This window comes from Haloarchaeobius amylolyticus (assembly GCF_042678045.1).
Lineage (GTDB): Archaea > Halobacteriota > Halobacteria > Halobacteriales > Natrialbaceae > Natrinema > Natrinema amylolyticus_A.
On the sequence record NZ_JBHUDI010000008.1, the window covers coordinates 42,518 to 60,212 of the forward strand.

Annotated in this window: 16 protein-coding genes and 1 pseudogene; 13 read left to right on the forward strand and 4 right to left on the reverse strand. The window is 58.3% G+C overall.

Annotated elements, in window-relative coordinates; genetic code table 11:
• The first annotated feature begins 95 nt into the window (after positions 1 to 95).
• Positions 96 to 1,274, forward strand: coding sequence for an MBL fold metallo-hydrolase (locus ACFR99_RS13275; protein ID WP_390288129.1), 1,179 nt, complete (start codon positions 96 to 98; stop codon positions 1,272 to 1,274).
• Positions 1,275 to 1,583: 309 nt separating this feature from the next.
• On the opposite strand, the pseudogene ACFR99_RS13280 reads toward ACFR99_RS13275, so the two are convergent.
• Positions 1,584 to 1,673, reverse strand: a pseudogene (locus ACFR99_RS13280) (IS6 family transposase); the annotation flags it as partial.
• Between the two features lie 97 nt (positions 1,674 to 1,770).
• On the opposite strand from ACFR99_RS13280, the gene ACFR99_RS13285 reads away from it, so the two are divergent.
• On the forward strand, positions 1,771 to 2,658 hold the full coding sequence (locus ACFR99_RS13285; protein ID WP_390288131.1) for a cation diffusion facilitator family transporter: 888 nt from the start codon (positions 1,771 to 1,773) through the stop codon (positions 2,656 to 2,658).
• Positions 2,659 to 2,670: 12 nt separating this feature from the next.
• On the opposite strand, the gene ACFR99_RS13290 is transcribed toward ACFR99_RS13285, so the two are convergent.
• Entirely contained in the window at positions 2,671 to 3,180 is a 510-nt protein-coding gene (locus ACFR99_RS13290; protein ID WP_390288133.1) for a metal-dependent hydrolase, read from the reverse strand.
• Between the two features lie 17 nt (positions 3,181 to 3,197).
• Positions 3,198 to 3,812 carry an OB-like fold-containing membrane protein gene (locus tag ACFR99_RS20380; protein WP_465260901.1) on the reverse strand — a complete coding sequence of 205 codons (615 nt, stop codon included), beginning with the start codon at positions 3,810 to 3,812 and terminating at the stop codon, positions 3,198 to 3,200.
• A gap of 257 nt (positions 3,813 to 4,069) precedes the next feature.
• Between ACFR99_RS20380 and ACFR99_RS13300 the strand changes: the two genes are divergently transcribed.
• Together ACFR99_RS13300 and ACFR99_RS13305 are read left to right on the forward strand one after the other, a co-directional pair.
• On the forward strand, positions 4,070 to 4,567 hold the full coding sequence (locus ACFR99_RS13300; RefSeq protein ID WP_390288137.1) for a YeeE/YedE family protein: 498 nt from the start codon (positions 4,070 to 4,072) through the stop codon (positions 4,565 to 4,567).
• Positions 4,567 to 5,034 (forward strand): DUF6691 family protein, encoded by a 468-nt coding sequence (locus ACFR99_RS13305; RefSeq protein ID WP_390288139.1) that lies wholly within the window; start codon positions 4,567 to 4,569, stop codon positions 5,032 to 5,034. Before ACFR99_RS13300 ends, ACFR99_RS13305 begins: the two co-directional genes overlap by 1 nt.
• A 195-nt stretch (positions 5,035 to 5,229) precedes the next feature.
• Here ACFR99_RS13305 and ACFR99_RS13310 read toward each other — a convergent pair whose 3' ends face one another.
• Positions 5,230 to 6,156 (reverse strand): DMT family transporter, encoded by a 927-nt coding sequence (locus ACFR99_RS13310; protein WP_390288141.1) that lies wholly within the window; start codon positions 6,154 to 6,156, stop codon positions 5,230 to 5,232.
• 419 nt (positions 6,157 to 6,575) lie between these two features.
• Between ACFR99_RS13310 and ACFR99_RS13315 the strand changes: the two genes are divergently transcribed.
• From ACFR99_RS13315 to ACFR99_RS13355, 9 genes are all read left to right on the forward strand, one after another.
• Positions 6,576 to 7,052: a hypothetical protein gene (locus ACFR99_RS13315; RefSeq protein WP_390288143.1), complete on the forward strand. Its 477-nt coding sequence runs from the start codon at positions 6,576 to 6,578 to the stop codon at positions 7,050 to 7,052.
• A gap of 338 nt (positions 7,053 to 7,390) precedes the next feature.
• Positions 7,391 to 8,725 (forward strand): metallophosphoesterase, encoded by a 1,335-nt coding sequence (locus ACFR99_RS13320; protein WP_390288145.1) that lies wholly within the window; start codon positions 7,391 to 7,393, stop codon positions 8,723 to 8,725.
• Between the two features lie 150 nt (positions 8,726 to 8,875).
• Positions 8,876 to 11,050, forward strand: coding sequence for a hydantoinase/oxoprolinase family protein (locus ACFR99_RS13325; protein ID WP_390288147.1), 2,175 nt, complete (start codon positions 8,876 to 8,878; stop codon positions 11,048 to 11,050).
• Positions 11,051 to 11,270: 220 nt separating this feature from the next.
• Entirely contained in the window at positions 11,271 to 13,754 is a 2,484-nt protein-coding gene (locus ACFR99_RS13330) for a hydantoinase B/oxoprolinase family protein (protein ID WP_390288149.1), read from the forward strand.
• 17 nt (positions 13,755 to 13,771) lie between these two features.
• The gene (locus ACFR99_RS13335; protein ID WP_373619767.1) at positions 13,772 to 14,287 is read left to right on the forward strand and encodes an acetone carboxylase subunit gamma; all 516 of its coding nucleotides are present in this window, start codon (positions 13,772 to 13,774) and stop codon (positions 14,285 to 14,287) included.
• A gap of 45 nt (positions 14,288 to 14,332) precedes the next feature.
• Positions 14,333 to 15,910 (forward strand): long-chain-fatty-acid--CoA ligase, encoded by a 1,578-nt coding sequence (locus ACFR99_RS13340; RefSeq protein ID WP_390288151.1) that lies wholly within the window; start codon positions 14,333 to 14,335, stop codon positions 15,908 to 15,910.
• Between the two features lie 3 nt (positions 15,911 to 15,913).
• Positions 15,914 to 16,336 carry a VOC family protein gene (locus tag ACFR99_RS13345; RefSeq protein WP_390288153.1) on the forward strand — a complete coding sequence of 141 codons (423 nt, stop codon included), beginning with the start codon at positions 15,914 to 15,916 and terminating at the stop codon, positions 16,334 to 16,336.
• 476 nt (positions 16,337 to 16,812) lie between these two features.
• Positions 16,813 to 17,244, forward strand: a complete 432-nt coding sequence (locus ACFR99_RS13350; protein ID WP_390288155.1) for a helix-turn-helix domain-containing protein — start codon at positions 16,813 to 16,815, stop codon at positions 17,242 to 17,244.
• Positions 17,241 to 17,639 (forward strand): hypothetical protein, encoded by a 399-nt coding sequence (locus tag ACFR99_RS13355; protein ID WP_390288156.1) that lies wholly within the window; start codon positions 17,241 to 17,243, stop codon positions 17,637 to 17,639. Before ACFR99_RS13350 ends, ACFR99_RS13355 begins: the two co-directional genes overlap by 4 nt.
• The last annotated feature ends 56 nt before the right edge of the window (positions 17,640 to 17,695 follow it).

Below are 17,695 nucleotides of genomic sequence, written 5' to 3' on the forward strand. Positions count from 1 at the left end.
CGGTTCTGGCAGCTATTGGCGGCTCATCTCGATGCGTACCACGGTAGCGATGGACACTGGCAATCCGTTACGGGAAACAGTACTCACATCGACCCATGACAGATACAATCACGGCAGACGAGCTCAAGGAAAAGATCGACCGAGACGAAGACTTCGTTCTCTTCGACAACCGGAGCCCCGAGGACTACGAGAACTGGCACATCGCGGCGGCCGAGAACATGGAGTACTCGGCCACGGACGAGGAACTCCGGGGCGATTTCGATGCGGTTCGAGGCGAACTCGACGAAGACACCGAGATCATCACCATCTGTGCCGTCGGCCGGGCCTCCAAGGCGTTCGGCGAGTGGCTCGAGGAACGGGACTACGAGAACGTATCCTCGGTCGAAGGCGGCATGGAGGCCTGGAGCCGAGTGTACGACGTCGTCCCCATTGCGACGCGGGACGACGACATAGAGATCCTCCAGCTCCAGCGCCGCGCGAAAGGGTGTCTCGGCTACATCGTCGGGTGCCGACGCACCGGCAAGGCGGCGATCATCGACTCGTCGCGGCACACCCAACAGTTCCTCGAGGCAGCCCGGGACCGCGGCTTCGACGTGACGGCGATCTTCGAGACGCACATCCACGCCGACCACCTGATGACCGGCGGGAAGCGTCTGCGCGACGAACTGGACGTGCCCTACTACCTCGGGAGCGAGATCGAGACGCGGGACCCGCAGTTCGAATACGATCCCGTCGCCCCCAACGACACCGTCGACATCGGCGAGGTCACACTGAAGGGCGTCCACACGCCCGGACACACCACTGGCTCGACGAGCTGGCTGGTCGAAGACGAAGCGCTCATGACCGGCGATACCCTGTTCGTCGAGTCCGTGGGCCGGACCGAACTCCAGTTCGAAGGTGGCGACGCCGAGGAGGCGTCGGCGGTACTCTACGAGACACTACAGAAGCTAATGGCCGAACCGGACACCGTGACAGTCCTTCCAGGGCATTTCAACGTCACTGACGACGGCGAGTACATCGGTGTCACGCCTGGGCTGCCGATGCAGTCGACTATCGGCCACATCCGAACGCACAACGAGATGATCCAGATGGACAAAGCGGAGTACGTCAAAGCCGCGTTCGAGACCATCCCGGAGAAGCCCCCGAACTACGAGGACGTCATCGCGACGAACGAGGGCAAACGCGACCTGGAAAGCGAGGAAGAGGCCGACGAACTCGAACTGGGACCGAACCGGTGTGCCGCCACCGAGGAGAGCGTCGTCGGCGACGACTGATACGGTCCGCGGCTGCGGTTCTGGTTTCCCGGTACAGCCGTGAGCAATCCTGCGAGTGCCCCGAACCTGACTGACTGGTGGCTGTATGACGAACTACGTGTTCCCGGATCGATCGAGATGAGTGATGCCATCCAGCCGTCGATCTCTCCGTCGAAGCGAGTCATTCGAGTCGCGTCACGAACGACAAACTCGAGTGTCGAAACTGGGTTCGCTGGGACATCGGTCGCGAACGAGCGGTCACGGCGCGTCGGTTCCAGTCAACTGTGTCTGAGCGACGATATGGCCGTTTTACCTCTCGAAAGACATCGGAACGTGAATAGTATTCGAAAGCTGGGGTTCAGCAAGATAGAACTGAATACTGAGCGTCATCAACAGCCGCGGTGTTGCTTCTCGCTCCACAAAATCCGAGTCGCGTTTATTGACACACCAGCCTTGCGGACGCGAAGGTGACTGTTGAACAAAACCACTATCGGCGTCCCTGCGAAAGATCTAGTGAATGGACCGACGAGCCGCTGTCCGACGCGTCGGTATCGTCGTGCTTGCTGTAAATCTCCTGCTGGCCGTCGCGAAGGGCGCAGTGTGGTGGACGACCGGAAGCTACGCCGTCGGCTCGGAGGCGGTCAACAGTATCGCCGACACGGTCTACAGCGTCGTCATGCTCGCCGGGCTGTACGCTACCACTCAACCGCCGGACTTCGAACACCCCCACGGCCACGAGCGCATCGAGCCGTTCGTCTCGCTGTTCGTCGCCGCCGGCGTGTTCACCGCGGGCGGGACCGTCCTCTACCAATCGGTCACGACGATCATTGCGGGTGACTACGCTGTGTTCGCTGGTCCGTGGGCAGTCGGCGTGCTCGTCACGAGCGCGGTGGTAAAATACGGGCTCTATCGGTACTGTCTCGAGGTCGCGAACGCGCACAACTCGCCGGCGACGACCGCGACAGCGCTCGACAACCGCAACGATATCCTCACCGCGACTGCGGCATTGGTGGGCGTACTGGGTGCCGATGCAGGGTACGAACTCCTCGACCCCCTTGCCGGCGCCGTGGTCGCGCTGGGGATCCTCTATACGGGCTACGATATCGTCAGTGAGAACGTCGATTACCTCGTCGGTGCGGCACCACCACCCGAACTCCGCGAGGAGATACGCGAGCGGGCACTCGCCCATCCAGAGGTCTACGGTGCCCACGACGTCGTCGCCCACTACGTCGGCCCGGAAGTCGACGTCAGCTTGCACATCGAGGTAGCGAGCGACCTGACGCTCCAGCAAGCCCACGACATCGAGTCGACGATCGCGGCGGACATCCGTGAACTTCCCGAGGTCGACGACGTGTTCGTCCACGTCGACCCGCGTGAACTCGGCGAGTGGAAGGAGAACGAGTAGTCGGCGGGATACTCAACTCGAGGTTTCCTGCGGTCCGGCGGTACTGTACCGGCGGACGGTCCATACAACAACTGCGAGGACACCTGCAACGGCTGCAGGCCAGCGATCGGTGCTGAGATACAGGTCCAGAGATGGTGGCCGATACGTACTCATCGGGAAGAACACGGCGTACGCTTCGCCGGTAATCGTGAACAGCGCGACATCGAAGGCGTGGTGGGACACTGCGCCGATGGTAGTCAGCGCAATCGCTTGTCGTCTGTATTCAGGAGCAACCAAAAGCGATCCCAGGACGACGACGAGCAGGCTCCCTCCGAGCGTATGCAACGGTGTCCACGAGACGGGACTGCCGGTCACCGTCTGGAGTATGCTATTCGGGCTCACGAGTGCGATTTTTCTCAAATCAGGCGACAGCGCACCAGCCATCACGAGCGTGACCTGTGGCGCGCGGATCCGCTCGTATCGAACCGAGAGTAGCGTCCCGATACTGTAGCCGACCAGCACGTGCGTGAGGAGATCGGGCATCACCGATCACGTTCCCCTCAGTGTCGATCAGTCGTCGAGCGGTCTCGGCGTGGCTCACGCGAGCCGTCGTCCGATGAGCCATCTCCTCGCGACGGATTGGCGTCGGAACCGCGTTCGCCACCGGTCGACGCCGTAGTTCGAGGAACGAGTGCAACTCGACTCCGATCAACGCGCCAGCCACGGACAAGCCGTGCGAGAACCCAGCACCCGGCGACGAATGAGATGACGACCATATAAAGCGATTCCCACAGGGCAGTGGAGATAGCTCGATCTGCCTCGAGCGTCGACGCATCCTCGAGGGTGCCGAAGACTGTCACATGATCACCCGTCTCGAGAGGGCCGGTCGAACGCTCGAGGCTGCCGGTGGTATGTACCACGGTGAACCTGCCATCCCCGTTCGGCTGCGTCGCGATTACGAGCGGGTCGGTCGCGACGACAGACCCGCCGAGAACGACACGGTCACCGATGTAAGCGCTCCGATCCGATGTCACGTCGGCTTCGTTCGGATACTCGCTTTCCAGCGGATCGACGGCGGCCGTGCCTGTCCAGAACAAGAGACCGAAGAGAGCGATGAGAAGGGAGATCCCGGCCAGAAGACGGTCAGGCTGGCCGAACGGTTCACGTGTGGACATTCACTCGCATGACTATGGCCCGAAACATAGCCGTTGTGCAGGAAAAGAGATCTGACGTGTCTCAGACGGGTGAATGGTGTTGCAGTGGAATGCAAATACAATCCTTATGCGACGCAAACGGCTCAACATTCGCTAGTGCCAGCACCAACTTCTCCCGAATGGAACGGGCACCGCTCCCGGACGACTGTCGAAACCGTTCCACTCGGAATCAACTCGAGCAACTGTGCTACCAGTCAGGATGTGGCTCCTGGTGACAGATGATCATGTCCGCCGTAGCCCTTTCACTAGCGACTGAACTGTTCCCACGAGGGATCAGTCAGTATCTCGTTGGTGGACTCTTTGTCGGCCTCGGAATCGCAGTGATCTATCTCGGGACGGGAATCATCGCGGGGAACAGCACGTTTTTGGAAACGACGCTATCGTACGTTTCTGATCTCCCACGATTCCAGCGTGAAAAGTATGTCAGTTCGCGCGACTGGCGGGTTGTCTTTGCAGTCAGCATCGTCATCGGTGCAGCCCTCTATGGACTCGTTCTCACCAGAGAGGTCTTCATCACTGAGGTCCAGTGGTGGCGGTTACTGGGCGGCGGTATCCTCGTCGGGATCGGAACGCGCATCGGCAAAGGCTGTACGTCGGGTCACGGTGTCTCCGGAATCGCATCGCTGTCTCGAACGTCACTCGTGAACACCGTCCTGTTCGTCGGCATCGCCATCTTCACTGCACTCGTGGTTGCCGCACTGGGGGTGTCTCCCTAATGAGCGACAGTACTCGCCATCCTCTCTTCACGGGACTGATCATCGTCGGCGGACTCCTCCACGGATTCGGATTGGCATACAGTGGGATGGCCCGTCCTGAGATCGTGTTGGATTTCCTCCAGCTCGAGGATCTCGGATTGCTCTTCGTGATGGGTGGTGCCGCGCTCGTCATGGGTTTTGCAATCCAGGTTGCAACGCACGTGCTTCAGACGGCCCCACTGACTGGGAGGGGCTACGCTCGCCGCGAGAAACGCTTCGACAAGAAGGTCATCATCGGCGGTATCATCTTCGGTGTTGGCTGGGGACTCTCAGGGATCTGCCCCGGGGCCGGCTACGCGAGTCTGGGGATTGGGAACTACAAAATCCTCTGGGCCATCGCGGGGATGTTTATCGGCGCGTACGCCCAGGGACTCTGGCGGGCCCACCGAAGCGACACAGTCCGTGAGACACCAGCTACTGGTGATTGACGACACAGGACCGCGTTTGCCCTGTCGCAGCGTACCGGACACGGCTTTGTTAGAACCCTTAGCAGTTGATAGTGAATGCATGCTCAATACAGAGATGCATCTTTCACTGAGGCCCCGTTTGTTTCACTCCTTCTTTATTAAACTAAATTCGAAGAGGGGCGTACGTAGTGATTATTGACTCTCCCAAATAGTACATTACTGATGGTCTCTGGAATCTCTGTTACCGAGTTCCGCGACGATCACCCGGCGTTTCAGAATACCGAATCCTGCAGCGATGAGTACGAAACCTGCGATTGCCGGCTGCGGGAGGGTCTCGCCGAACAGTATGTACCCCGCCACGATTGTAACGACCGGGAAGAGATAGTGGACCAAGTTGATTTCCACGGCAGATCGCCGGTTGAGCAGTGTGAAGTAGACGGTATATGCGAGCGCGGTCGAGACCACCGTCAGGTACCCGACCGCGAGCACTACTGTGGCGTTTATTGTTACGTCCGACAGCGACTCGCCGATAGCGGGGCTGAGCACGTGCATAAGTCCGGCACCGAGAAGCATCGACCACGCGGTCACCGCAGGGGTGGAGATTCTGTTCTCCGCCCGTCGGATCAGGACACTCCCGAGCGCGGTCCCGATTGCCGAAACGAATATCAATAGCTTCCCGAGGATGCCCTGGCTGAACAGCGGGGTGGCCCCGGGAATCAGGACAAGGAGCACGCCCGCGAACCCGATGCTGAGTCCCGCGAGACTCTCCCCCGTCACCCGGTCTTCGGGGACGAGAATCCACGACCACACAGCAGTGAAAAGCGGCATGAGGCTGGCCATCAATCCGGAAAGAGCGCTCGTAGTGAGCTCCTGACCGATGTACCAGATACCTTGACCGACCGGGACAAACAGGATTCCCCCTCCCACGATAGCGAGGATGTCACCACGGGTGGACGGTTGCCAACTCTCGGTCGCCATAAGCGCATATCCCAGCATAAACAATCCGACGAGGTCAAACCGGACGGCCGCGATCAGCAGCGGGGGCATATAGGACAGGGCTGCCTCCACGGCAGGAAACGCCGTTCCCCACATTAACGCCAGGCCGATAAATAACACGAAATCGCGGTACTGGGTCGAATCCACAATCGATCCGTGACTTCGTGTCGCCATTTAAAGAAAAGCCGTGCGCAGTATGACTGGTGTTTAAATACTCGCTGCTACAGTTGTTGTTCCGTGTCTAAAAAGTCGAGACGCGCCCTGTCTTCAGCAAGACCTGATCGAAATACCGAGGCACTGTTAAGTCCGACGTGCTGAATACAGAGGGTGAGTTCAGCGCGATAGATTCGTTTGGTTCACGTAGAACAGAGTGATGCAGATGCTCTTTAACTTGCGAACATACTGTTAATCAATCTGCCAGTACCGGCAGATATTCCCACCGCCGTGTAAGGTAGCAGTTTTCATCTGACAAGTTAGTTGATAGGTAGTCTTTGGTTGATGGGATGTGTTATTGACAGCAATCGAAGGGGACAGGTGTTTCCTTGGTGGGGTCCCCACACGATGTAATGACGGACCGAATCGAAACTGAACGGTTGCAGGCGTACAAGCGGCGGTTCGACGAACTAGACATGCGGATCGCCTCGGCGATGAAACAGTGGAGTATTCCGATACTTCGCGTCTCCCTTGCGGTCGTGTTCATATGGTTTGGTGCGTTGAAAGTGTTCGAGATCAGTCCGGCGGCAGACCTTGTTGCGGCGACTGTATACGTTATCTCTCCAGAGGTGTTTGTTCCTGTGCTTGGCGTTTGGGAAGTGCTCATCGGCATCTGTCTGTTGTATCGACCGCTGATCCGCGTCGGCATTTTCTTGTTGTTCCTTCAGCTTCCAGGCACCTTTCTCCCGCTCGTTCTCCTCCCAGAGGTTGTCTACACGACCGTTCCGTACGCCCTAACTGTCGAGGGACAGTACATCATCAAGAACCTCGTCATCATCGGCGCTGCACTCGCAATCGGCAGTACCGTTCGGAGCGAAGCGGAACAATAGCACGTTCCTACCCTGCTTCTGCATCTTGTCCGAGCCTTCTCCTGGTATGGTAGCTTGCCACAGTCCAAGGCGTTCCATCCCCTGTACTGAGCGATCGCCATCTTCGCAAAGCGAGCCGAATCTCGTGCGACGTTTGCGCTCTGTATTCAGCACGACTATTGAAACCTATCATCGGTTGAGGGTTTCAACAGGACCCCGGACACTGCTTTTCGGCGCCGCTTGCCACCGACCCTCTCGAATCGTATTTGATCCACTGTAGTCCGTCTGTCGTACGGGTGAAATTTCTTGCGAACTGCCGGGACCAACACTATACGTGCCGGTATCGAACGGTTGCTGGTATGGCCGACGATGCCAACGGCCCCGTCTATTACGTGATCAGTGACCTCCATATCGGCGGCGACGAGCAACTCGCGAAGGTGGACTTTCTCGACGAGTTGCTCGAGTTTCTCGAGCGCCTGGAGACGACCGATGAGGACGCAGAGTTACTGATCAACGGCGACGCGTTCGGACTGTGGGAGTTCACCGAGATCGACGGACTGGCGAAATTCGATGTCTTGACTGAAACGTACCCCGAGCTGTTCGAGCAGTTACGCGCGACCGGTGAATCAATCCCGATTACGCTGTTGCCGGGCAACCACGACAGCGAACTTGCCGCATATGACGAGTACGTCGAGCGGTTAGCCGAATACAACGTCGACCTCGTCCAGGCCGAGTCGATCACCCGACCAGTCGGCGATCGGACGATCTGGTTCGAACATGGACACCAGCAGGACCCGAACAACCGATTCGAGGACTTCGGCAACCCGTACGAGACACCGCTGGGGTACTTTTACAACACTCAGGTAACGAGCCGAGCAGGCCAGCTGTCAGAGAGAGGGCGGTACAACTGGCTGAAAGACGTGCAAGCAGTCACGCCGACCGAGCGTGTGCCACACTGGCTCCTCTCGAAGTACTTCTACCGCGAGATGAACCCCGTCTTGCGGTATGCTATACTCCCGTTTCTGTTGCTATTCAATATCAGCGTCGTTCTCGCAGTGCTGGCGGGGTTAGATGTGGCTGGCATCTGGACGATGCCAGTCGAGACGGTGGATGCGATCCTCGCTCAATTGGGCCTGGTTGGGGAGGCCGTTCACTTCGTCCTCGTCGTCAACGCAATGGTCGCCGGCGTGATCCTTCTCGTGGGTATCCCTGTGTATTTCATCCTTCGAGACGTCGGAGAGACCGTCGATCGATTCGGGATTTCCGAGACGGACCTTACCGTCGACCCCGACGAGCCGTACAAGAACGCTGCCCGCGAAGTGTTCGCTGACCGGCCGGAGACAGCAGTCTTCTGTTACGGGCACACCCACCGCCCGACGATGAACGAGGTTGACGGCAGGTTGCTCGTCAACACCGGAACGTGGCTCAAGCGCCTCCATCGCCGGGACGTCGTCGCTGGGGTACTCCCGCCGGTGTTCTACCCGTCGTATCAGCTGTGTGTCGTTCGCATCACAGCTGCGCCAGAGGGCGTGGTAGTCGAGTACGAGGAGATCGAGAAACAGAGCCCCAGCGCAGACGAAATTACCCGTACCGAGCGCCTTCTCACGCTGGGTCGCGAACCGAGAACGGAGTTGCCGGATCGATCGATTGTCACCGACGGGACACCGGAATCTGTTTTCAATGCGGGTGAATGAGTAGATGTTCTGTCCGGCAGTATCAGCAGGCCAGCTCTGACCGGGCTGGTTTAAATCGAAAACATATGTCAAGGTGTGTCGTGGTCCGTCATCTTTGTCCACCCACATTCGTGATAATCACTAACTTACCACACAGTATTGGAGACGTCGATGGCAAGTTCAGAAGACAATCCCTCAGAGCACAACGCGGAGACACTGTCGATCGACGCTGGAGGGACGTTGACCGACACGTTCCTCATGGACGCGAACGGAGAGTTTACCGTCGGCAAAGCGAAGACGACCCCCGACGATGAATCACGGGGGTTCATCAAATCGTCCAAAGACGCACTAGATTCTTGGGATCTGGACGTGGACGATGCGTTCCCGAATCTCGTTTCGACGGTTTACTCGGGGACGGCGATGCTCAATCGACTAGTCGAGCGCGAAAGTGAAGTCGACGTTGGCATCCTCACTACCGGAGGGATGGAAGACACGCTCCGGATGGGGCGTGGCCGGCAGTCGTATACCGGTTTTTCGTACTCGGATCGCCTGCATGTTAATACGCACAAACATCCCGAACCGCTGATTCCCCGGAACCGTATTCGGGGCGTTCGAGAACGTATCGACGTCAAAGGGAACGAACTGATCCCTCTTGAAGAGTACGAAGATGACATCAGGGAGGGTGTTAACGACCTTCTCGATCAAGGCGTCGACGAGATCGCGGTGATGTTCCTTCACTCCTACCAAGAAGACAAACACGAGCAACGGACGAAGGAGGTCGCCGAGGAGGTCATCGAAGAACGGGGCGCGGACACGACGGTTATGCTGTCCAGCGAATACTATCCCACCCTGAAGGAACTCCCCCGGCTGAACACACTCGTTGCGGAAGCGTTCGCCGCGGAGCCATCACGGGAACAGCTGACGAAGGTTCAACAGTCCGTTGACGACCACGGTGGCGAAGTCGGCGTCCGGGTCATGGCGAGTCATGGTGGGACGATCGACATCTACGCAAACGAGCTGGCGCGGACGCTGATCTCCGGTCCCATCGGTGGGATGATCGGAGCAAACTACTTCGGCAAAGAACTCGGCTACGAGAACCTCGTCTGTACCGACATCGGTGGGACGAGCTTCGACATGGGGATCATCATCGACAACGACTGGAAAATCGATTACAGTCCGGAGATGGCTCGGCTTCTCCTGTCGTTGCCGATGGTCAATATGGAGAGTGTCGGGTCGGGGACCGGTAGTTACGTCCGGGTGAATCCGACGTTCGACAAAATCGAACTCGGTCCGGAGAGCGCGGGTGACCAGGTCGGCGTCTGTGCAACCGAAACCGACGTCGAGACGGTAACAGTAACCGACTGCCACGTTGCGCTGGGCTGGATCGACCCCGAAAACTTCCTCGGTGGTGACATGCCCATCAGTCGTGAAGTCGCCGAAGAAGCGATCGAAGAACAGATCGCGGATAAGCTGGACATGGGCGTCTACGAGGCTGCGGAAGGGGTTATCAAAATTCTCGAGAACAAGCTGCAAAACGACCTCGAGGCCGTCGTGACCGGCGAGGGATACGCACCGTCGAACTTCAAGTGTCTCTCCTACGGTGGGGGCGGACCGGTTCACACGGCTGGATACACCAAAAGCCTCGGCTTCGACGAGGTCCTTATTCCGGAGTGGGCGGCTGGGTTCTCCGCGTTCGGCTGTGGTGCAGCCGACTACGAATACCGGTACGATCAGACGACCAGTATCGACATCGACGCCGATCTGTCGATAGAAGAAGCGGCCCAAACCGCCGGGGAAGAACTAACGCAGGTCTGGAAGAACCTCGAGGGCAAGGTGGAAGACGAGTTCGCCAAAAGCGACATCGGACTAGAGGAAGTCGAGTTCCAGTACAACATCCTCGGACAGTACCAGGGACAGCTCAACAGTATCGACATCCGGTCGCCCGTTGACCGAGTCGATACCCCGGAAAAACTGGAGGAGCTGATCGACACGTTCGAAGAAGGCTACCGGCGGCAGTACTCCGAAGAAGCGCGTTCCCCGGAGCTCGGACACACGATCACGCAGGCGTCTGTCCGTGGCGTCCGAGACGTGGTCAAGCCCGAAATACCGACAGAAGAAGTGCAGGGTGCCGAGCCCCCCGAGGACGCCCACAAGGGGTCTCGCGAGGCCTACTGGGACGGCGTGTGGATCAAGACGGACGTCTACGATCTCCACGCACTCAACCCCGGGAACGAGCTCAGCGGTCCCGCCGTTCTCGAGGGTGAGGCAACGACGTACATCGTTCCACCGCACTACGAGACGTGGCTCGACGAGCACCGCGTCCACCACCTCACACGGGAGGAATAGAGAGAGCGCCCTCTCGCCTTTCGTGTAGACATGCATCTACCACACTGTGGGTATCGCAGGCACTGTGATAACCCGGGAGTGGGGTGGGTGCACTGCACCAGCCTACATCTGGCTGTAGACAGATGAAGATGTCATACAGGCAAATATGAGTTCAGAACAACATCCGTCGGACGCATCAGGAGAGAAAGAGTACGAACAGAGCGGAGAGAGCTTTCCTCGAATGCAGGAGGAAAAACGGAAAGTCAAAACGAAGCTAGAAAACGGCGAAGGTATCGGCTGGGAAGGACAGAGCCTTCGCGAACAGTTCGAAGATCTCGAAGAAAAGACCGAGGAGACAGGCCACTACGCTGGATTCGAGAAACTCTCGTTAAAAGACGAGAACCCGATCGAATACGAGCAGATGTTCGCCCAGCTGCGTGGCGAACTGGTCAACGCGCGAGAAACCTCGAAGGAGGTCGCCGCAACCCCGATCGTCGAACAGGAAGGTGAGCTATGTTATGGCCTGTTCACACCGGAGGGTGACTCGATCGCCATCTCGACTGGGATCATCGTGCACATCCACACGATGAGCGAGGCGATCAAGTACATGATCAATCACGATTACGAGGAGAGTCCCGGGATCGAACCGGGGGACATCTTCGTCAACAACGACACACACGTGGGTAACGTCCACCCCTGTGACATCGCGACGCTCATCCCCATCTTCCACGAGGGCGAACTTATCGCTTGGGCTGGCGGTGTCAACCACGTCATCGACACGGGTGCGGTCGGCCCCGGTAGTATGAACGTCTCACAGGCCTCCCGCTTCGGTGACGGGGCCTACTACACCGCTCGAAAAATCGGAGAAGAACTCGAGATATACAACTCTTGGAAAAATGATTTCCCGGACAAGACCAGAACGCCGGACTTCCTGAAGCTCGACGAACGGACGCGGATGACCGGCTGTCTGATGATCCGCGATGCCGTAAACAATCTCATCGACGATTACGGTATCGAGAAATTCAAGCAGCTCTCTCGTGAGGCGATCGAGGACGGCCGCCGGGGCTTCCGAAGTCGTATCCAGAAGACGATGCTGCCCGGTACCTACCGCGGTGCATCCTTCGTCGACGCACTCTACGAGGGTCAGAAGAACCTTTCGCGAGCGTATGCGAGTGAGAACCACCTCATGCACGCTCCTTCGGAGCTGCACGTCCGCGAGGATGGCTCCTTCCAGGTGTCCTTCGAGGGGGCAAACAAGTGGGGATGGCATCCGTATAACTGTACGCCAGCCGCCATTCAGGGTGGTATCTGGGTGATGCTTACCCAAACGGTCATCCCGAACAAACTGGTCAACGACGGTGCCTACTACAGCTGTGACTTCCACTTACCGGAGGGTTCATGGGCGAACACACAGAACACGGAGACAGCACACGCATATGCGTGGCACTTCCTCGTCTCCGCGTGGGCCCCGCTCTGGCAGCACCTCTCACGAGGGTACTTCTCCCGCGGGTTCCGCGAGGAGATCAACTCCGGGAATGCCAACACCTCGAACTGGCTGCAGGGCGGCGGTATCGACCAGTTCGACAAGCTTCACGCGGTCAACTCCTTCGAAGCGGCGTGTGAAGGTACCGGTGCCCGCTACGTCGACGACGGCGAGCCCCACGCCGCGGCGATCTGGAATCCCGAAGGCGACATGGGTGACGCCGAAGTCTGGGAGATGACCGAACCACTGCCGTTCCTCGGACGGAACGTCAAGCCCAACACGGGTGGCGCAGGCCGACGGACGGGCGGCGCAGGCTTCGAGTCGATGCGAACGATCAAGGACGTGAGCCGATGGTTGCTCTACGAGATGGGCAACGGCTACATGTCGAGTGACAGTGGCCTCTTCGGCGGCTATCCCGCCGCCTCGGGCTACATCCTCAACGCCCAGGACACCGACCTCAAGGAGCGCTTCGAGAACGGTGAGGACTATCCCCAATCCGACCTTGACCCCGAAAGCGGCGACTTCGAATCCAAGATCGAAGGCGAGGTCACCCGTCGTCCCGAGGGTATCAGTACGCCCAAGGAGTTCGACGACTACGACATGTACCTGAATTACCTCCGTGGTGGTTCGGGCCTCGGCGACCCGCTGGAGCGGGAACCCGAGAAGGTCGTCGAGGACATTCACGACGGATACGTCCTGCCCCGTCACGCCAAGGACGCCTACGCCGTCGTCGTCAACAAAGTCGACGACGAGGCCAAACACAACTCCGCCGTGCAGGGAGAGTGGGAACTTGACGAGGAAGCGACCGAAGAACTCCGCGAAGAGCGGATGGAAGAACGCGAAGAGAAAGCCCAGCCGGTCTCCGAGTGGTACGAGGACGAACGCCTGCGCATTCGTGACGACGAGGATCTGATCGAGGACGTGAAAAAGACCTACGAGAGCAGCATGCGAATGAGCAAGCAGTTCACCGAGTTCTACTGCGACTTCTGGGAGCTGCCGGACGACTTCCGGTTCTCGCTGAGTGAGGACGCCGAAAAGTCACTCGAAAACCGGTTCAAGACCGGCATGAAAAAGAAGTGGAAGAACCCGACGAAGAGCCACGAAACCTGGCTCGGGGTCGGTCGAGACGACGAGCCCGAGGTGCCCTACACGTGGACCAGTGAGAGATCGATTCAGGATCTGTCGGGCCCCGATGCATCGTTCGAGACACCGTCGAAGGAACCAGCAACGGACGACGACTAATACAGAGGTGAATACAAATGCCAGAATCATACCCACGCGAACACATTGAGGACCTGGTCGACGACAACCTAGAGTGGAGCGAGTTGCACAACATGATGAGCGACTTCAAGGACGCAGACCGGTTCCAGCAGGTCCGTGACGTCCTTCAGGAACGGGTCGATTGGGACGACCCGATCGTCATCCCGTATGCGGACCACCTGTACGTCGTCGCGAAGTCGGAGGACCGATGGGTCATCAAGTGCGACTGTGGCCACGAGTTCTGTGAACACGACGAGAACTGGAAGCATGACGCACTGATCAACGTCCGGGATACGGAAGAGGAGTACCTCGAGATCTATCCGGAAGACATGCATCCCCATCCGGATTACATGGAGCTTCGGGAGTACTTCTGCCCGGGCTGTCAGACGCTGCTCGAAGTGACCAACGTCATGCCGGGATACCCCATCATCCACGAGTTCGAACCGGACATCGAGACCTTCTACGAGGACTGGATCGGCGAGCCGATTCCGACACCGGAGACGCAGTCGGCGTAAGTTCTCGAGAGACCGCTTTCCCGTCTTTATGCGATCAAACTAACCATGTCAGAACAGAGTATACCGACGCTGAAACATCTCTACGAGTCAGTTCTCAGCCGCTATGAGACTGCGCCAGCCATCACCTTCGAAAACGAGACGCTGACCTACGGCGACCTCGACGACGATTCCTCGCGTCTCGCCAGTGCACTCGTCGATCTCGGCCTCCAGACGGAGGAACGTGTGGGGATTTTGATGTCGAACCGCCTCGAGTACGCCGTCGTCGACATCGCGCTCGCCCGTGCAGGTCTCGCGAGGGTCCCGCTGAACGACATGCTGTCGGCAGCGGACGTCGAGTACATGCTGAACAACAGCAAAGCCAGTACGCTCGTCGTGGGTCCGGGGCTTATCGAGACTGCCCGGACAGTCGCTCCAAACGTGTCGACACTAGATCGAGTCATCACGATCGATGCGTCACCCAGTGCTGAACTGGAGGGCAATTACGACGTCGAATCGTTCGAACGTTTGCTTAAAACGGGTGATTCGGACCCCCCGGATGTCTCCGTCTCGAGTTCTACGCTCGCTGGTATCTTTCATACGGGCGGGACGACCGGCGATCCGAAGGGCGTGAAACACACCCAAGAGAACCTCGCACTGAACGCGCTCGCACACGCAATCGAACTCGACATCAAACCACGGGACCGGCTCCTGTTGATGACACCACTGCCCCACTCGGCCGGCCTTATCATGGCTGGCGGGTTGACTCAAGGGAGTACCCACGTAATCACACAGGGGTTCGACGCCGAGCATGCGCTCACCCTCATCGAACAGGAGGAGATCTCCTGGACGTTCATGGTCCCGACGATGGTATATCGCGTCCTCGACCTGCTCGACGAACAGGAGTACGACACCTCGTCGCTCGAGACGCTCGTCTACGGTGCAGCACCGATGAAGCCGGATCGACTTCGCGAGGGACTCGACAAACTCGGGAACGTCTTCCTGCAGTTGTACGGCCAGTACGAGACGCCGGACCTCATCACCGTCTTGCCGAAGGGCGCACACGACCCCGACGACGAGCAACGACTCTCCTCGTGTGGCCTCCCGACCACGATGTGTGAGGTGATGATCGTCGACGACGACGGCGAGCAGGTCCCGCCCGGCCAGCCGGGCGAAATTCTCGCCCGCGGCGCCTACTCCATGGAAGGGTACTACAAGATGCCCGAAAAGACCGCAGAAACGATGGACAACGGGTGGGTCCACACCGGTGACATCGGCAAAACGGACGAGGACGGCTTCGTCTACATCGTCGACCGAGATTCGGACGTCATCGTCAGCGGCGGTATGAACGTCTACTCTGTCACCGTCGAAGAGGTCATCCAGCAACACGACCAGGTCGCAAACGTCGCCGTCATCGGCGTTCCGGACGACGAGTGGGGTGAAGCGGTCAAGGCCGTCGTCGTCCCGAAAGACGACACGATCGACCGGAACGAACTGAAGACGTTCTGTGTGGATCGACTCGCCAACTACGAGGTGCCGAAATCGTTCGATGCCGTCGCGGAACTCCCGACGACACCCTACGGGAAGATCGACAAAAAACAACTCCGTGAACCCTACTGGAAAGACGAGTCACGTCAGATCAGCTAACCCATGGTCTCCAAGATCGATCACCTCGGTATCCTCGTCGACGACATCGACCGGAACCGGACGCTGTTCGAACGCCTCGGCCTCGAGGTCGGAGCGGTCGAACGAGTCCCGGCGTTCGGCGTCGAGATCGCCTTCATCAAGGTCGGCGAGAGTCTGGTCGAACTCGTCGAACCAGTCGATCCGGATTCCGGTCTCGCTGCCGATCTCGAGACAGCAACACGGTCGGCGGTGTTGCACCATGTTGCGTTCCGCGTCGACGACCTCGAAGAGCAACTCGCGGCGTTGCACACGGCTGGCGTGCCACTCGCAGACGAGGTGCCACGTCAGGGCGCGGGAGACGCGTCCGTCGCCTTTCTCGAGCGACGAGCAGCCAACGGCGTCCGTATCGAACTCGTCGAGCGACCCACTGGCAGTCCCCTCAGGTAACAGATTTGAAAACAGCATGGGTTTTTATGATCGGATAGAGTATGTCAGCTACACCCGTGATAATTATCGACAAATTAGGTTATATTAGCTCGACTACTAATGGCGTCGTGACGGAGCTGATCTGACGACAATCAATGTCTACACAGTTCCGTGAATTCCCAACAGTGGGGGCCGATGGGGGGAAAACAGCGTTCACAGCAGTAGGTTGTAAGGGGGTGTGCTGAACGATGCTTAGAATCGAATTTCAGATCGGGTTAGCGGGGATTTCGGCCCGCCTATTTAACATCGAAGAACAGGTCACGAGTATCGAAATTGACAACGCGCTACCAGCTTTCGGTGATAAGGTCTTTCTCTTTTTATCAGTTCGGTTCGACTCCGAGATCTCAGCGGAACAGCTATCAGACCAATTACCATCGATGCAGATCGTCGACGTAGCGCAGGCAGAGCTGAATCGGCACATCTACTATCTCGGTGTGATGGTAGACCGTTCTGAAGCATCCGTTCTATCGCTGTTGACTCAAAATCAGGCGATTCCACACCGGATCGTCGGAAAGAACGCTCACCTCGAGGTGATGGCGTCCGTCCGTGACTGGAACCATCTCAAGGAAGTCGCTGACGCGATCGAAACGGAACACGGATCGCTCGAGTTGCTCGGCACGACGCAGACTGAAAGTATCGGATTTCCACTCGGGAGCAACAAAATCAAACAGAGCATGTCCGGGAAGTTGTCCAAAGAGCAGTTGGAGGTGCTCGAGACGGCCTACCAGATGGGCTATTTCAAGGTTCCACAGGAAGTGACAGCGGAGGAGATCGCAAGCGAATTGGATATTAGCAGGTCGACGCTTTCCGCACGCCTTCGCCGCGTCGAGCACAACTTCTGTGCACTACTTTTTGGCCCACAAGAATGACGACGATCATCATTATCAAATCGGTCGAACACGACGCGTGCGTGAGGGAAATCCTCGGGTCCGTCGTTGACAAGAGTGAACGGGTTCATTTTCTCCGACTGCCGACTGTCCGGTGTCTCGGTCCGCTCATTCAGGAAGTAAACCCCATGATCAACTACGGGGTAGACTACACGATCACCCCGCTCCCGAAGGGATACGACGTCTCCACGCTCGTAGAGTTTGCGACTAAATTCGATGCAGATCGCATCTGCATCGGTATCTCCGACCGGACGCTGACCGGCAAAGCACGGATCGATGATCTGACCCAGTCGATTCTGCTTCACGACGACATCTCGGGCGACTTCGTGGTCGGCGAACACGCGATCATTCTGGAGGAACTCGAATATGGTACGTAATCGCGCGCGACAGTCGCGAACTCGAGTCGCCCGTCGACTAGACTGTCCGGCAACAG

Excerpts from the sequence above, each read along its gene's own strand:
- ACFR99_RS13300 (WP_390288137.1), top strand. The coding sequence starts at position 4,070 with ATGATCATGTCCGCCGTAGCCCTTTCACTAGCGACTGAACTGTTCCCA.
- ACFR99_RS13350 (WP_390288155.1), top strand. The coding sequence starts at position 16,813 with ATGGTAGACCGTTCTGAAGCATCCGTTCTATCGCTGTTGACTCAAAAT.
- ACFR99_RS13345 (WP_390288153.1), top strand. The coding sequence starts at position 15,914 with ATGGTCTCCAAGATCGATCACCTCGGTATCCTCGTCGACGACATCGAC.
- ACFR99_RS13355 (WP_390288156.1), top strand. The coding sequence starts at position 17,241 with ATGACGACGATCATCATTATCAAATCGGTCGAACACGACGCGTGCGTG.
- ACFR99_RS20380 (WP_465260901.1), bottom strand. The coding sequence starts at position 3,812 with ATGTCCACACGTGAACCGTTCGGCCAGCCTGACCGTCTTCTGGCCGGG.
- ACFR99_RS13340 (WP_390288151.1), top strand. The coding sequence starts at position 14,333 with ATGTCAGAACAGAGTATACCGACGCTGAAACATCTCTACGAGTCAGTT.
- ACFR99_RS13335 (WP_373619767.1), top strand. The coding sequence starts at position 13,772 with ATGCCAGAATCATACCCACGCGAACACATTGAGGACCTGGTCGACGAC.
- ACFR99_RS13315 (WP_390288143.1), top strand. The coding sequence starts at position 6,576 with ATGACGGACCGAATCGAAACTGAACGGTTGCAGGCGTACAAGCGGCGG.
- ACFR99_RS13285 (WP_390288131.1), top strand. The coding sequence starts at position 1,771 with ATGGACCGACGAGCCGCTGTCCGACGCGTCGGTATCGTCGTGCTTGCT.
- ACFR99_RS13330 (WP_390288149.1), top strand. The coding sequence starts at position 11,271 with ATGCAGGAGGAAAAACGGAAAGTCAAAACGAAGCTAGAAAACGGCGAA.
- ACFR99_RS13290 (WP_390288133.1), bottom strand. The coding sequence starts at position 3,180 with ATGCCCGATCTCCTCACGCACGTGCTGGTCGGCTACAGTATCGGGACG.
- ACFR99_RS13325 (WP_390288147.1), top strand. The coding sequence starts at position 8,876 with ATGGCAAGTTCAGAAGACAATCCCTCAGAGCACAACGCGGAGACACTG.
- ACFR99_RS13305 (WP_390288139.1), top strand. The coding sequence starts at position 4,567 with ATGAGCGACAGTACTCGCCATCCTCTCTTCACGGGACTGATCATCGTC.
- ACFR99_RS13275 (WP_390288129.1), top strand. The coding sequence starts at position 96 with ATGACAGATACAATCACGGCAGACGAGCTCAAGGAAAAGATCGACCGA.
- ACFR99_RS13320 (WP_390288145.1), top strand. The coding sequence starts at position 7,391 with ATGGCCGACGATGCCAACGGCCCCGTCTATTACGTGATCAGTGACCTC.